The sequence below is a fragment of the Ottowia caeni genome (assembly GCF_050821495.1).
Lineage (GTDB): Bacteria > Pseudomonadota > Gammaproteobacteria > Burkholderiales > Burkholderiaceae_C > Ottowia > Ottowia caeni.
The window spans coordinates 2,823,378-2,837,380 of record NZ_CP151080.1 but is presented as its reverse complement, the minus strand read 5'-3'; the positions used below and the strand labels follow the sequence as shown (position 1 = coordinate 2,837,380).

General features: G+C 58.4%; 10 protein-coding genes and 1 pseudogene. 10 read left to right on the top strand and 1 reads right to left on the bottom strand.

Annotation, left to right across the window (positions count from 1 at the left end; all coding sequences use genetic code 11):
* Window positions 1-82: 82 nt before the first annotated feature.
* From AAAK34_RS13445 to AAAK34_RS13405, 9 genes and pseudogenes are all read left to right on the top strand, one after another.
* A complete protein-coding gene (locus tag AAAK34_RS13445) occupies window positions 83-1,111 on the top strand; it encodes a branched-chain amino acid ABC transporter permease (protein WP_231695952.1) in 1,029 nt (342 codons plus the stop codon).
* A complete protein-coding gene (locus AAAK34_RS13440) occupies window positions 1,108-2,928 on the top strand; it encodes a branched-chain amino acid ABC transporter ATP-binding protein/permease (RefSeq protein ID WP_231695953.1) in 1,821 nt (606 codons plus the stop codon). Before AAAK34_RS13445 ends, AAAK34_RS13440 begins: the two co-directional genes overlap by 4 nt.
* Complete coding sequence (locus AAAK34_RS13435; RefSeq protein WP_231695954.1) at window positions 2,925-3,662, top strand: ABC transporter ATP-binding protein; 738 nt, start codon at window positions 2,925-2,927, stop codon at window positions 3,660-3,662. The genes AAAK34_RS13440 and AAAK34_RS13435 overlap by 4 nt, the downstream gene beginning before the upstream one ends.
* A gap of 276 nt (window positions 3,663-3,938) precedes the next feature.
* Window positions 3,939-5,492 (top strand): annotated as a pseudogene (paaZ, locus tag AAAK34_RS13430) (phenylacetic acid degradation bifunctional protein PaaZ); the annotation flags it as partial.
* Window positions 5,493-6,016: 524 nt separating this feature from the next.
* Complete coding sequence (locus AAAK34_RS13425) at window positions 6,017-6,469, top strand: c-type cytochrome (protein ID WP_231695955.1); 453 nt, start codon at window positions 6,017-6,019, stop codon at window positions 6,467-6,469.
* Between the two features lie 21 nt (window positions 6,470-6,490).
* Window positions 6,491-7,948: a cbb3-type cytochrome c oxidase subunit I gene (locus AAAK34_RS13420; RefSeq protein ID WP_231695956.1), complete on the top strand. Its 1,458-nt coding sequence runs from the start codon at window positions 6,491-6,493 to the stop codon at window positions 7,946-7,948.
* A 72-nt stretch (window positions 7,949-8,020) separates the two neighbouring features.
* Window positions 8,021-8,839, top strand: a complete 819-nt coding sequence (locus tag AAAK34_RS13415; protein WP_431777376.1) for a CbbQ/NirQ/NorQ/GpvN family protein — start codon at window positions 8,021-8,023, stop codon at window positions 8,837-8,839.
* 30 nt (window positions 8,840-8,869) lie between these two features.
* Window positions 8,870-10,834, top strand: a complete 1,965-nt coding sequence (locus AAAK34_RS13410) for a VWA domain-containing protein (RefSeq protein WP_231695957.1) — start codon at window positions 8,870-8,872, stop codon at window positions 10,832-10,834.
* Between the two features lie 83 nt (window positions 10,835-10,917).
* Window positions 10,918-11,628, top strand: coding sequence for a Crp/Fnr family transcriptional regulator (locus tag AAAK34_RS13405; RefSeq protein WP_231695958.1), 711 nt, complete (start codon window positions 10,918-10,920; stop codon window positions 11,626-11,628).
* A gap of 398 nt (window positions 11,629-12,026) precedes the next feature.
* On the opposite strand, the gene AAAK34_RS13400 is transcribed toward AAAK34_RS13405, so the two are convergent.
* Window positions 12,027-13,436, bottom strand: a complete 1,410-nt coding sequence (locus AAAK34_RS13400) for a cytochrome D1 domain-containing protein (RefSeq protein WP_231695959.1) — start codon at window positions 13,434-13,436, stop codon at window positions 12,027-12,029.
* Between the two features lie 75 nt (window positions 13,437-13,511).
* On the opposite strand from AAAK34_RS13400, the gene AAAK34_RS13395 reads away from it, so the two are divergent.
* The gene (locus tag AAAK34_RS13395; protein WP_231695960.1) at window positions 13,512-14,003 is read left to right on the top strand and encodes an NAD(P)H-dependent oxidoreductase; all 492 of its coding nucleotides are present in this window, start codon (window positions 13,512-13,514) and stop codon (window positions 14,001-14,003) included.

The following is a 14,003-nucleotide window of genomic DNA, read 5'->3' as shown; positions in this document are numbered from 1 at the left end:
GAGCCGAGTCTCGGTTTGGTCAAATTTGCCCGCAGCGGCGTTTCTAAACACTGAAACGCCGCTGCCCAACCAAGAACAATCGATGGATTTGCAAATCGCCCTGATGCTGGCGCAAGATGGCGTGGTCAATGGCGCGATCTATGCGCTCATGGCGCTTGCGCTGGTGCTGGTATTTTCAGTTACGCGCGTAATTTTTATTCCGCAGGGCGAGTTCGTCGCCTATGCGGCTCTTTCCATGGCTGCCCTGCAGGCCGGACACGCACCTGCTGTGATCTGGTTGCTGCTGGCGCTTTCCGCCTTGACGCTGGTGGTCGAAGTCTGGCGCCACATGCGCGGCACACATGTCGACTGGTGGTCCACGGGCTTTTGGGCTGTGGGCTTGCCCGCGATCGCGCTCGCCCTCATATGGGGACTCAAACCGACCTCACAATTTGGTCAGACACTCGCCGTGCTGGCGCTGATCACGCCGATGGGGCCATTGCTGTATCGCCTGGCCTTCAGACCCCTGGCACACGCCACGGTGCTGATTTTGCTGATCGTATCGGTGGCATTGCATGGTGTGCTCGTCGGGTTGGGGCTTTATTTCTTCGGTGCGGAGGGTTCCCGCACAGCCGCCTATTCAGACGCCCGCTGGGAGGTCGGAGGCATCCCCATTACTGGCCAGTCCCTGGTGGTGGTCGCCGCAGTGGCCATTCTGGTGGCGGTCATGTTCCTGTTCTTTGAGCGGTCGATCATTGGCAAGGCGCTTCGCGCCACCGCCATGAACCGTGTGGGCGCGCGGCTGATGGGCATTCCCACCGAACTCTCGGGTGACTTGAGCTTTGCGCTGGCCGGCCTGATCGGCGCGGTGTGCGGCATCTTGATCGCACCCATCACCACCATCTACTACGACACCGGCTTCATCATTGGCCTGAAGGGGTTCGTCGCAGCTATTTTTGGAGGCTTGTCGAGCTATCCGCTTGCCGTGCTTGGCGCTTTGCTGGTGGGTCAGCTCGAATCTTTCGCATCTTTCTGGGCCAGCGCATTCAAGGAGGTATTGGTGTTCACCCTCATCATCCCAGTGTTGTGGTGGCGTTCGCTTCACACGCATCACGTGGAGGACGAGGAATGACTTCTCGCCACTTAACCCTGATTGGCATCGCGCTACTGGCGCTCATATGGCCCTTCCTGCCGCCGTTCACCCTCACTCTGCTTAACTACATCGGGCTGTATTCGATGGTGGCCGTCGGGCTTGTCCTGCTGACTGGCGTTGGCGGCATGACCTCGTTCGGACAAGCTGCTTTCGTTGGACTGGGCGCATATGCCACGGCCTGGATCTGCACTTCTCCAGCTGCTCAGCAAGCATTGTCCGCGCTGCCCCCAGGGCTGCTGCCGTGGCTCGGCCTGATACTGGGGCTTGCGGTCACGGCCTTCATTGCCTGGGGTCTGGGAGCGGTCACGCTACGCCTCTCCGGACACTACTTGCCGCTGGGCACCATTGCCTGGGGCTTGAGCCTTTACTACATGTTTGGCAACCTTCAGGTGCTGGGCGGGTTCACCGGTATTACCGGTGTGCCCCCGTTGACGATCTTTGGGTTGGATCTGACCTCACCCCGAGTGTTGGGGATTTTGATCTGGGCCGTGCTGCTGTTCGGCATTTGGAGCTTGCACAACCTGCTCGATTCGCGGGAAGGCCGCGCCATCCGTTCCCTGAAGACAGGGCGTGTCATGGCTGAGTCGATGGGGGTCGACACCGCCCGCCAGCGGATCAAGCTTTTCGTGTTGGCAGCCCTGTTGGCATCTGTTTCAGGCTGGCTTTATGCCCATCTGCAGCGTTTCGTCAACCCAACGCCGTTCAACATCAATATCGGCATTGAGTACCTCTTCATGGCGGTGGTGGGCGGTTCTGGCTACCTTTGGGGAGCAGTACTGGGCGCCACGCTTATTACCCTGCTCAAAGAGCAATTGCAGGATCTTCTGCCCAAGCTTCTAGGGGCCAGCGGTAACTTCGAAGTGATCGTGTTCGGCTTGTTGATGTTGCTGGTGTTGCAGCGCGCTGCTGAAGGCCTCTGGCCTTTGCTGGCCGTTTGGACGCGGCGATTTCTCAAACCCGTACCGGCAAAGACAAGCGCTGCGGCACCGCTAGAACTGGCGCGTCGGAGCTTGCCCCAGCCGGGGGAAGTGGTGTTGGAAGCCGATGAGGTCACCAAACGCTTTTCAGGTCTGATCGCCAACAATGCCGTCAACCTGACCGTCAAAAGTGGAGAAGTCCACGCGCTGATTGGCCCCAACGGCGCCGGCAAGAGCACGTTCTTCAACATGATCTCTGGCGTGGACGACCCCACGTCAGGTAGCGTGAAGCTGATGGGGCAAGCCATGAAAGGCAAGCCGTCGCGTGCTTTTGCTGCGTTGGGTCTGGGTCGTACCTTTCAACATGTGCGTCTGCTGGGGCAGCGCAGCGTTCTGGAAAACGTGGCGCTGGGCGCTCATCTGAGAGGCCAGCGCGGCTGGCTGGCGGCCATGCTGCGCCTCGATCGTCAGGAAGAGGCGGCCTTGCTGGCCGAGGCTCGCCGGCAGATCGAGCGTTGCGGACTGATTGAGTATGTTGATACGCCCGCAGCCTCGTTGCCCCTAGGGCAGCAGCGCATCGTCGAAATTGCGCGTGCGCTGGCCAGTCAACCGGCCGTGTTGCTGCTCGACGAACCGGCGGCTGGTTTGCGCCACCTGGAAAAGCAGTCGCTGGCTGCTTTGCTGACACAGTTGCGTGCCGAGGGGCTGGCCATTTTGGTCGTCGAACACGATATGGAATTTGTCATGAATCTGGCCGACCGCATCACGGTGCTTGAGTTTGGCACTGTCATTTCCGCAGGCACGCCGGCACAGGTGCAGGCCGACCCGAGGGTCATGGCTGCTTATCTGGGTGGAGACATCCCAGGAGGAGCCGTATGACCAAACCATTGCTCGAGCTTGAAGGTTTTTCGGTCTGTTATGGACCGGTAGAAGCTGTGCACCAAGTCGCGCTGACGGTAGGTGAGGGCGAGATCGTCACCGTGATCGGGCCTAATGGTGCGGGAAAGTCAACGTTGCTCAACGCCACCATGGGCTTGCTGCCTTCCACGGGGTCGCTGACCCTGTCGGGCAAGCGCCTTGCCCGCCCCACCGTGGAGGCCATGGTCGCCTCGGGTGTGGGTCTGGTGCCTGAGAAGCGCGAGCTTTTCGGCGAAATGTCGGTCGAAGACAATCTTCTGCTGGGTGGATTTGCGCGCTGGCGCCGTGGTCAGCGGGATCAGAAAGAGCGCATGTCCGAGGTGTTCAAGATGTTCCCGCGTCTGGAAGAACGGCGGGCGCAAATGGCTTCGACGCTTTCGGGCGGCGAGCGCCAGATGCTGGCCATTGGCCGCGCGCTGATGTCGCGTCCGAAGCTCTTGATGCTGGACGAGCCGTCGCTAGGCTTGGCGCCGCTCATTGTTCGTGAGGTACTCAACATCGTCGCATTGCTGCGAAGCCTGGGGGTGTCAGTTCTTCTCGTTGAACAAAACGCGCGTGCCGCACTGCAAGTGGCCGATCGTGGCTATGTGCTGGAGATGGGGGCCGTGGCTTTGCAAGGAGACGCAGGCGACCTGTTGCACGACCGCAGGGTCATTGAAACGTATTTGGGTGTGGGCGGTCAGAAGGCTGCTTAGACCCAATGCTGTTTTATTCAGGGACCTCTGGCTGCTCGTAGGTTCGGCCTTAGTCGCGAAAAGCTTATCGCGGCTAAAGCCGCTCCAACAGGACAGAGGGCATTCGACACCTGAATGCATAGTAGGGTGCTCAGATCGTGAGCAGGGTTTTGGAGCGCCCGTGATGTGTACTGTCCGGTAATGGTCACTGCTTGGGCGGGATTTTCATAAGCGGTACAGTTGACGACTTCCTCGCCGTACGTTCGTATTTTTGACGCAATTTTCCGGGAATATCTCATGACGACACCTCAATTGCAGAGCTACATTGCCGGCCGCTGGGTCGGCGCACAACCCGCGCAGGCGTTGCGCAGTGCCATTGACAACCACGTCATCGCTCATACCCATGAAGAGGCGATTGATTTTGGTGAGGCGCTTGATCATGCGCGCAAGGTCGGCTTGCCGGCCATGTTGGGCATGGATTTTCAGCAGCGCGCCGCAGCGCTGAAGGCGTTAGCCAAGTATTTGGGCGAGCGCAAGGAAGAAATGTATGAGCTTTCCGTTCACACCGGTGCCACTCGGACTGATGGCTGGGTGGATATAGAGGGCGGCACTGGCACCCTGTTTGCCTACGCCAGCATGGCCAAGGAACTCCCCAAGAGCGGCAACCTCTGGCATGAAGGGGCCCAGATGTCGCTTGGCAAGACTGGAGTGTTTGCGGGTACGCACGTCCTGGTGCCGCGTGGCGGAGTGGCGGTGCACATCAACGCGTTCAACTTCCCTGTTTGGGGCTTGCTCGAAAAATTTGCCCCTACTTTCCTCGCTGGCATGCCCAGCATTGGCAAGCCAGCTACCGCCACCAGCTTCCTCACGGAAAAACTCGTGCGTTTGATCAATGACTCAGGCATCTTGCCTGAAGGTGCACTGCAACTCGTGATTGGGAGCACCGGGGATCTGCTGGATCGTCTGGATGTGTCTGACGTAGTGACCTTCACTGGTTCGGCCGACACAGCGGCCAAGTTGCGGGTCTCGCCAAATCTGGTGAAGCACAGCATTCCTTTCAATGCAGAGGCAGATTCTCTTAATTGCGCTGTTCTGGCGCCTGATGTCACTCCCGACGACGAAGAGTTCGATCTCTTCGTCAAAGAGGTAGCCCGCGAAATGACCCAGAAGGCTGGTCAGAAATGCACGGCCATCCGCCGCGCCATTGTTCCGGCTCAGCACGTGGATGCTGTGGCTACCAAGCTCAAGGAGCGCCTTGCCAAGACCACGGTGGGAGACCCCAGGCTGGAGAACGTGCGCATGGGTGCGCTGGCCTCCAAATCCCAACAGCAGGATGTGGGTGATCGCGTAGCCACGTTGCGCCAGGGCGCCGAAGTGGTGTTCGGTGGTGGTGAAGGTTTTGCGCTGCTAGGCGAGGGCGTTGAAAACGGCGCGTTCTTCCAGCCCACGCTGCTGTTGGCGCGCGAGGCGCAAAATCATGCTGCTCATGATGTCGAAGCGTTCGGCCCGGTGAGCACGCTCATGACCTACAGTGGTGGTATTGAAGATGCCGTTGCGCTGGCTGCCAAGGGCAGGGGAAGTCTGGCCGGCACCTTGGTGACAAAGAGCGCCGAAGTGGCTGCAAAGGCTATTCCGCAAATGGCCATGCTCCACGGCCGCCTGCAAGTTCTAGACCGCACGGCAGCGCCAGAGTCTACAGGCCACGGATCAGCGCTTCCTTTTCTCAAACACGGCGGCCCTGGTCGCGCAGGCGGTGGAGAGGAACTGGGTGGTCTGCGCGCTGTGAAGCACATGATGCAGCGCGCTGCATTGCAAGGCTCGCCCGCCATGTTGGCGGCTATAACGGGCGAGGCTGAGTAAGTTCTCGTCCCCCAGGCTAGTGTCCTGAATTGCAAATTCGTTGAACAAATCCACCGACAATCGCCGCCATGCTGCGTCACAAAGCCTCGCGATACCACTCGGTATCACTGCGTTTTGTTCCTTGCCTGACACCGATTTCGGCAGATTTGTTTTTTCAACGAACTTACAACTCAGGACACTAGATCCGGATCTAGGCTGGGGGGCTGCGTGCCTCTCCATTTTCTCAGTCCCTCAGAGCCTGCACATATTCTTTGCGCGAGGGCTGCTGTGTCTGCTGCACGACGCGCGACATGATGGCCTTACCTTGTGGTCCGACTCGGTGCGCGTTCCCTGTGGATGTTTGAGTGTAGGGACTGCATTGAACGACAGACTCCCGACACAGAGCCCCTACCCGCAAAACCCCACTAAATCACTAGGGTTACTACTATCTCACTAGCCTTGACTTGCTTCAAGGACGCCGTCAACCTAGCCTTCTACCCTCGGTAGAGTTTTAAACCCATAGGAGGAGTCCAATTATGAGTACCGGCGCAACAGGCGGGTTCACCAAGGAGATGGCGCGCAACATCTTCTACGGTGGGTCGTTATTTTTCATATTGGTGTTTTTGGGGCTCGTTTTCGACAGCGAGCGGAGAATTCCGGAACGCTCCAACCAGGCGGCCTTGACGGATTCCGTAGTACGCGGAAAAGCCGTATGGGAACAAAACAACTGTGTGGGATGCCACACCATCCTTGGAGAGGGGGCCTACTTCGCTCCTGAGCTGGGCAACGTGTACCAGCGCCGCGGAGGAGATGCCTCCGGAGGTGCCTTCATCAAGGCATGGATGCAGTCGCAGCCGACGGGCGTGCCGGGGCGACGCCAGATGCCGAACTTCAATCTGAATGATCAGCAACTTGAAGATCTAGTCCAGTTTTTGAAGTGGACGGGCAACATCAATGCCGAAAAATGGCCCCCAAACATCGAAGGCTGAGCCCGACTGAGGAGAAAAACCATGAGCCACATAGCTACTCTCAAGTATCAGTCGCAGGCGGTGTCGAAGCCTTACTTCATCGCTGCCATTGGCTTGTTCATCGGTCAGATCGTGTTCGGTCTGGTCATGGGCATCCAGTACATCTACGGTGACTTCCTGTTCCCGGCGATACCCTTCAATATTGCACGCATGGTGCACACCAACCTGCTCATCGTGTGGCTACTCTTTGGCTTCATGGGTGCGGCGTACTACATGGTGCCGGAAGAGGCCGAAACCGAGCTGTATTCGCCCAAACTGGCGCTCCTGACGTTCTGGGTATTCCTGGTCGCTGGTGCGCTGACCATTTTGGGTTATTTACTGCTGCCCTACGCTCGCTTGGCGGAGTTGACGGGCAACAACCTTCTGGCCACCATGGGGCGGGAATTCCTTGAGCAGCCCTTGCCAACAAAAGTAGGCATTGTGATTGTCGCGTTGGCTATGCTGTTCAACATCAGCATGACCTACCTCAAGGGTCGCAAGACGACCATCACGACCGTGTTGCTGCTGGGGCTTTGGGGCTTGGCGCTGCTCTTCCTGTTTGCATTCGTCAACCCGCACAACCTGGTGCGTGACAAGATGTACTGGTGGTGGGTTGTTCACCTCTGGGTGGAGGGCGTGTGGGAACTGATCATGGCTGCGCTGCTGGCGTACGTGCTGATCAAGACCACAGGCGTAGACCGTGAAGTGGTGGACAAATGGATCTATGTGATCATTGCATTTGCCCTGTTCACCGGTATTTTGGGCACGGCTCACCATTACTACTTCATTGGCTTGCCAGGCTACTGGCATCTGGTGGGGAACATCTTCTCATCACTTGAGCCCATTCCGTTCTTCCTAATGACGATGTTCGCATTTCGCATGGTTCAGCGTCGCAGGCGCGATCATGCCAACCAGGCCGCAGTGCTGTGGGCTGTGGGCTGTGCGGTCATGGGTTTCCTGGGTGCCGGTGTGTGGGGCTTCATGCACACGCTCAGCTTTGTCAATTACTACACTCACGGCACGCAGATCACTGCCTCCCACGGTCACCTGGCGTTTTATGGGGCCTACGTACTGGTGGTGATTGCACTCATCAGCTACGCCATGCCGACCTTGCGAGGTCGGGTGGCCAATAGCTACAAGGCGCAGTCGGTAGAGATGTGGTCATTCTGGGTCATGAGCATTGGCATGGGTGTGATGGTAATGGCGCTCACCGGCGGCGGGATCCTGCAGGTTTGGCTGCAGCGCATGCCTACGGAGGGGGCTATGTCCTTCATGGCAACCCAGGACCAGATCATGTTCTTTTACTGGATGCGCCTGTGGGGTGGCGTGACCTTTGTACTTGGACTGATCATGTACGTGTGGAGCTTCTTCATCGGCGGTGCTCCAGCCGAGGAGACCTTCGGCCAGCGTCGGGGCGGCGCCATGCCCAGTCCGGCGCAGCGCCTGCACAGGTACGAGTGACCCAAACACCCCCTGACGGATTTGGATTGGTTTCCAAGTTCGTCAGGTCTGGCGTCTGATTTCGAGTTTCTTATGAACGCGATGTACCGCACCGAATCATTTCCTACAGCGCCCTCTATTCCGTTTTACGCGGAGCAGTCCGGCGAGTGTCGGCTTTTCGAACACGCTTATCGGCAAAAATTGCCGGTGCTGCTGAAGGGCCCTACGGGGTGCGGCAAGACGCGCTTCGTAGAGCATATGGCGGCGCGTTTGCAGCGCCCGCTCATTACGGTGAGCTGTCATGATGACCTTACCGCAGCCGACCTGGTTGGTCGCTACCTGATTGGTGACGGCAATACTGTCTGGAACGATGGTCCTTTGGCACGTGCGGTTCGAACGGGCGCCATTTGCTACCTAGACGAAGTGGTTGAGGCGCGCAAGGACACCACGGTGGTTCTCCATCCGTTGGCGGACGATCGGCGGGTGCTGCCCATAGAGCGCACGGGAGAGGAGTTGCAGGCCTCGCCCGAATTCATGCTGGTCGTCTCCTACAACCCCGGCTACCAGAATCTGCTGAAAAACCTCAAGCCCAGTACGCGCCAGCGTTTCGTGGCCCTGGTGTTCAATTACCCGGAACCCGAGATTGAGCGCCGCATCATCGAGGCTGAGTCTGGTGCCGACGCCATTGTGAGCACGCGCCTGGTCAAACTGGCCACCGCCTTGCGACGCCTGACCGATCAGGACCTTGAGGAAACCGTAAGCACCCGCCTGCTGGTCGTGGCGGCGCGGCTAATTGTGGCGGGATTGCCTGAGGCAGAGGCCTGCCGTGCGTCTATAGTGGACGCGCTGACGGATGATGCGGAAACCGCCTCCGCGCTGGCCGAAGTAGTTCACGCAGTCATCTCCCAATGAGGTAAGCGCCCCGATTCACGGGTAACCAATATGGAAGAATGGGTTGGCGAGCGTTGGCACAGCTTCATTTGGCGGGCGGCTGATGTCAGCTATCGTCACGCTGCTGTTCAGCTGGAGGAGGTCACCCGAGCTGTTCAAATGCTGTTCCGCGCAGGAGGGGGCGATCCGCTCGTGCGTGTGGCGCCGGCTACCGAGCAGAAGATAGGTGGCCCACGCGGATGGTTGCAAAAAATAGCAGGGCAGGGCGAACGCGCGGCACTCACCACGCTTGATGATGAAACACTCGCACTGCCTCCGGTTATTGCGGTTTTCCCGGACAGGCAGCTCAACCGCGATTTGTATCTTTGGCTGGCAGCACAAGGTGCCTGCCATCAGACCACGGCGAACGGCTGGCTGGCACAGAATGTCTCTGCTACTCATCGTGCGCTTGAGTTGTTTCCCGGCCTACGCACGCGTTATGAGCGTCTGGTCCACGCGCATTTGGCTCAGCGACCGAACCCGGCAAGCCTTCGCCGGGGCGTGCGGGAGATGGAGCGGCGCATCCAAGATGCGTTGGCTGCCAGCATCGCACTTGACTCGAATTCCGACGGAATCGTTCCGGTTGAAGAGGGTGCCATTGGAAATAACCTGAAGGATGGCACTTTGCCATCTGCGCAACCCAGCACGGTGGCTCCCGTATGGCTGTGGCTGCAGGCGAGCGAGGCTTCGCAAGCCACTCCTTCAGCGCAAGAGGACGACCCGTCGGCCGCTGAGCCCAAGAAAGAGAAGGAGCAGGACAAGAAGCCCATCAAGCAAGATGCCAAACGTCGCCGTGCCCAACGCTCGGAAGACACCACCAGCAAAGATGGCTTGGTCATGTTTTTTAGAGCCGAATCCATTCTTAGCTGGAGCGAGTTCGTGCGAGTCAACCGCACCGGCGACGACGAGGACAACCAGGACTACAGTCAGGTGGCTGACGATATGGAGGAGCTTCATCTGGCTCACCGCAAGCCCGGCGAGACTTTGGCTGCCCGAATCAAGTTCGATCTGGACCTGCCTAGTCCCAGCGCCGACGACCTGCCCGCAGGCGAGGGCGAACCCCTCCCTGAATGGGATTACAAAAAAGGCGTGCTGGTGCCAGACAGATGCCGAGTGCAGCGATTGCGGGCTCGGGAGCCGCTTCGGGAAAATGGTGATGCGCCATCTTCGGGCCCGCTGCCGGCAAGTGCCAAACATCTGAAAACCACCTCGCGACAGGTGCGCCGGCGCTTCGAGGCTCTGCGCGCAGCCCCACGGTGGCAGCACGGTTTGACGCAGGGCGATGAGTTGAACCTTGATGACTGGGTGAGATTTCAGGTCGATCGTCGCAGCGGCGATGCCCGCCATGGTGAATTACCGCCCATTTTCTCGCGCCGTGTGCGCTCGGAGCGCAGCCTGTCCACCATCATGCTGGCAGATCTGTCGCTTTCTACCGACGCTTATGCTACCCAGCAGGCACGCGTGATTGATCTGGTCCGCGACAGCCTTTTCGTGTTTGGTGACGCACTGGAGGGGGTGGGCGACCCGTTCGAAATGCTGGGATTCTCTTCAGTTCGGCGAGCCATTCGAATACACGAAATCAAACGATTTTCGGAAGGCTGGGACGAGGGTGCGCGCCAGCGCGTGATGGCCATTCGGCCGGGCTTTTACACCCGCATGGGCGCGGCTATCCGCCATGCTACTCAGCGACTGAGCGAGCGGCCTGAACGCCAGCGTTTGCTGCTTATTTTGTCTGACGGCAAGCCGAACGATCTGGATCAATATGAAGGGCGGCATGGTCTGGAAGACACGCGCCACGCCGTGCATGAGGCTAGGCAAGCCGGTCTAACGCCGTTTTGCGTCACCATTGACCAGACGGCCAATGCTTACCTGCCCCGCCTTTTTGGCACGCAGGGCTATGCGTTGGTACACCGGCCAGAACAATTGGCGCGCGCGCTGACGCAAGTTTATGTGCGGCTGACTGCGGCTTCCAGATAAATTTCGAAATGTAGAACCATCATACTACTGCCAGTTTCGAGTTAGGATGTGAACTAGTCTGTTGGCACGTTAGGCTGTAACCCGTGAGTTTTGACAAGTTCAACCTGCCCCGCTATTTAGGCACGCTTCCCTTGTTTTTCGACATGCGTGAAGACGAGCTCAAACGTTTGGCCGAGGGATGCTCGCTCGTCCGGCTAGAACGAGCAAAGCCCGTGTTTCGCATGGGCGAGCCGTGCGAAGAGTTCTATGTGGTCGTGCTGGGCCAAGTCAAGCTTTTCGTCATCTCGTCGACCGGTGTCGAGAAGGTGATCGAGCTCTGTGGCCCAGGGCGTTCCTTTGCCGAAGCTGTGATGTTTCTGGATGCACCCTACATCGTGAGCTCGCAAACCCTTTCTGACACGCTCTTGCTGCGCATCGACAAAACCGCAGTGCTGCGCGAAATCCAGAATGACTGGCGTTTCTCCATGCGGATGATGGCCGGCCTTTCGCGCCGCCTGCACGGTCTGATTAAAGACGTTGAAGCCTATTCACTGCATAGCGGCGTGCAGCGGGTGATCGGTTACCTCTTGAGTGATTTGATCGGCGACAACGAGAGTGAGAGTGAGATAGCGCCCAAGTCGGTCACCGTGTCGCTTCCTGTGAGCAAGGCGTCCATTGCCTCGCGCTTGTCCCTGACGCCTGAGTATTTTTCACGCGTGCTGCATGAGCTCGAATCAGCGGGGCTCATCAGCGTGGACAAGCGCGACATTCACATCGCGGATACGGAGAAACTCGCCAATTACCAGCCGCGTTGAAGCGGCCGTTTCCTGGTTAGTGCGCAGCCCCTCAGCGAGGAGGCTTCCAGTTGTATTCCACGTACCGGCGTATGACCAGGCAGCCTGGCGGAGCATCAATCAGGGAAACGGTTGCGGTCGGATCTTTAGGGTCTGTATAAACTTTGAACTTGGGCAGCAAATGCGTCGCCCTCATGCCGTGGAGTTCGCTTTGAGCCACCGTCTGGCAGGAAACGGGCGCCGAAGAGAGGCGTTCTGCGGCGACCGTGCAGGAGCAATCGTTGTTCGGAACGGCTGTCAAGGACATTGCCGCTCCGGCGTTGGCATATGGGAGCCAGACATGGCCATGCTTATGGCAACTCCCGAGTATGCAAAGGTTCCAACCACCAAGTCAGGCGGAATCACCGCAGCGCGCGAAATCAGCGCCGAGGCAACACGGGCGGAGAGGGAGTGCTGATTTGAGTTGGATTGCGCATGGGCAGGCGTTTGATTTCCTTGAGCGTGGCAGCGTCGTAGATGATCAGGAAGCCGTGGTCCCCAGACAAGCTGACCAGCACGTGATGACCATCTGCTGTGAACTCAAGGCCCGTCACTGCTTGCCCATAAGGGTACATAACGCTGGTTACAACTTCGAGTGTGCGTTTGTCAATAATGGTTAGTGCATGCCCGTCCGCAGGGCGATTTATCGAGTGAGTCCAGGCGTACGGTGTGGCCTCGTGACTGCGTATGAAATAACCGGGGCCAGGGGTCTCTATATTTTTCAGCAGTTTCCAAGTCTTCACGTCAATGACGCTGACGACCCCCGTATGCAGGTTGGGGACGGCCAATACCCTGGTGCCTTGATACTCGAACGTAATGCTGGCTCTTAAGTTGGGTTTGCCCTTGACGACCAGTTCAGTGATTTTGCGGCGCACGTCCAAGTTCACCACCTGCACGATCGATGATTCGTCAACTCGCATTTGGGAGGTACCCAAGGCGTATGCGTGGCTCTCGTCAAAAGCAAGCTCTTTGAGGGGGGCATCAAGTCGCGTGCGACGCACTCCGAGGTACCCAGGTTTGGCAATGCCTTCACCCATCTTGTAATCGTGCACCAAGCCGTCGTAGATCGGCTCAGCAGCGGGGTTGTAGCTGATTTCCCAAAGTTCGGGGATGTCATTGAGCGCGACGATAAAGCTTTTGCGTGGTCTGGCGTCGTAAACCGCAGATATGGGGGACCTTTGCCTCCCATCCAGGGTGTTCGCGAAATAGGTGCTACGGAGATTCAAGTCAGCATCGAATAGCGCCAGCGTGTGCGGCGCTTCGGTGGCAGCCATCAGCCATTTGCCATCACTGCTGAGCACCATGTCGCATAGGTTGATGCCGGCCCGGATTTCAGAAGTGATTCTGAGGTTCCATAGGTCTACCTTGGTAATCCAGCCATCATTGGAGCCGAAGTACGCATAGCGCCCATCGGGTGCAAACTTGGGAACCCCACGCAGCGCAGAACGCAAGGTGAACCGATGAATGGGTTCGAGGCGCCCACCGTCTAGCAGTGTGACTCCAGGCCGGTCACCACCCTCAACCACCACGAACAGGTTCTTGGGATCCGCAGTCCATTGAGGGGAGGACGGCCATTCTCGCCACCCAGGAGTTTCAGTGCGGCTGGATGCGATGTAGGCTTCACCCCAAGTGGTTTGACTGTATTGAGGGGCACTTTGGACGCCATTGCACTGCTGTGCGAACACAGAGCCAGCATCCGTGGTGACTCCCGGCGCCGCCTTTGCACACAGGTTTGCGGAGCACGCAAAGGTTAATGCTGCGGAGAGCGCCCATGAATAGGAAGTTTTCATAGTGCAACTTGCTTGCCAATCACATTTCGGTTGACATGTTTCTACGTCGCCGATTCCAGGTTTAATTCAACCATCATGAAGACTCTGCTCGTTGTTTACTACTCATACACCGGCGGCACGCGCCAGATGGCCGAGGCAGCCGCCGGGGCCGCACGCGGACAAGAGGGTGTCGCGGTCCGACTGTTGCGTGCGCCCGAGGCTGGTCCTGAGGACCTGCTTGCAGCGGACGGCTACATTTTTGCGGCTCCTGAGAACCTCGCCGCCGTTGCCGGCATCATGAAAGATTTCTTCGATCGCTGTTACTACCCCGTGCTGGATCGGCTGAACGGACGCCCTTACGCTGTGATGATCTGCGCTGGAAGCGATGGGCAGAATGCCTTGCGCCAGATTGACCGCATCGCTACCGGCTGGAGGCTCAAGTCCGTCGCCCCGGGCTTGATTGTCTGCACTCACGCACAGACGCCCGAACGCATTTTGGCGCCCAAAACGATCGAGCCGGAGGATTTGGCGCGGTGCGCAGAGCTGGGAGAAGGGCTTGCCGCCGGGTTGGGAGCCGGAATTTACTAG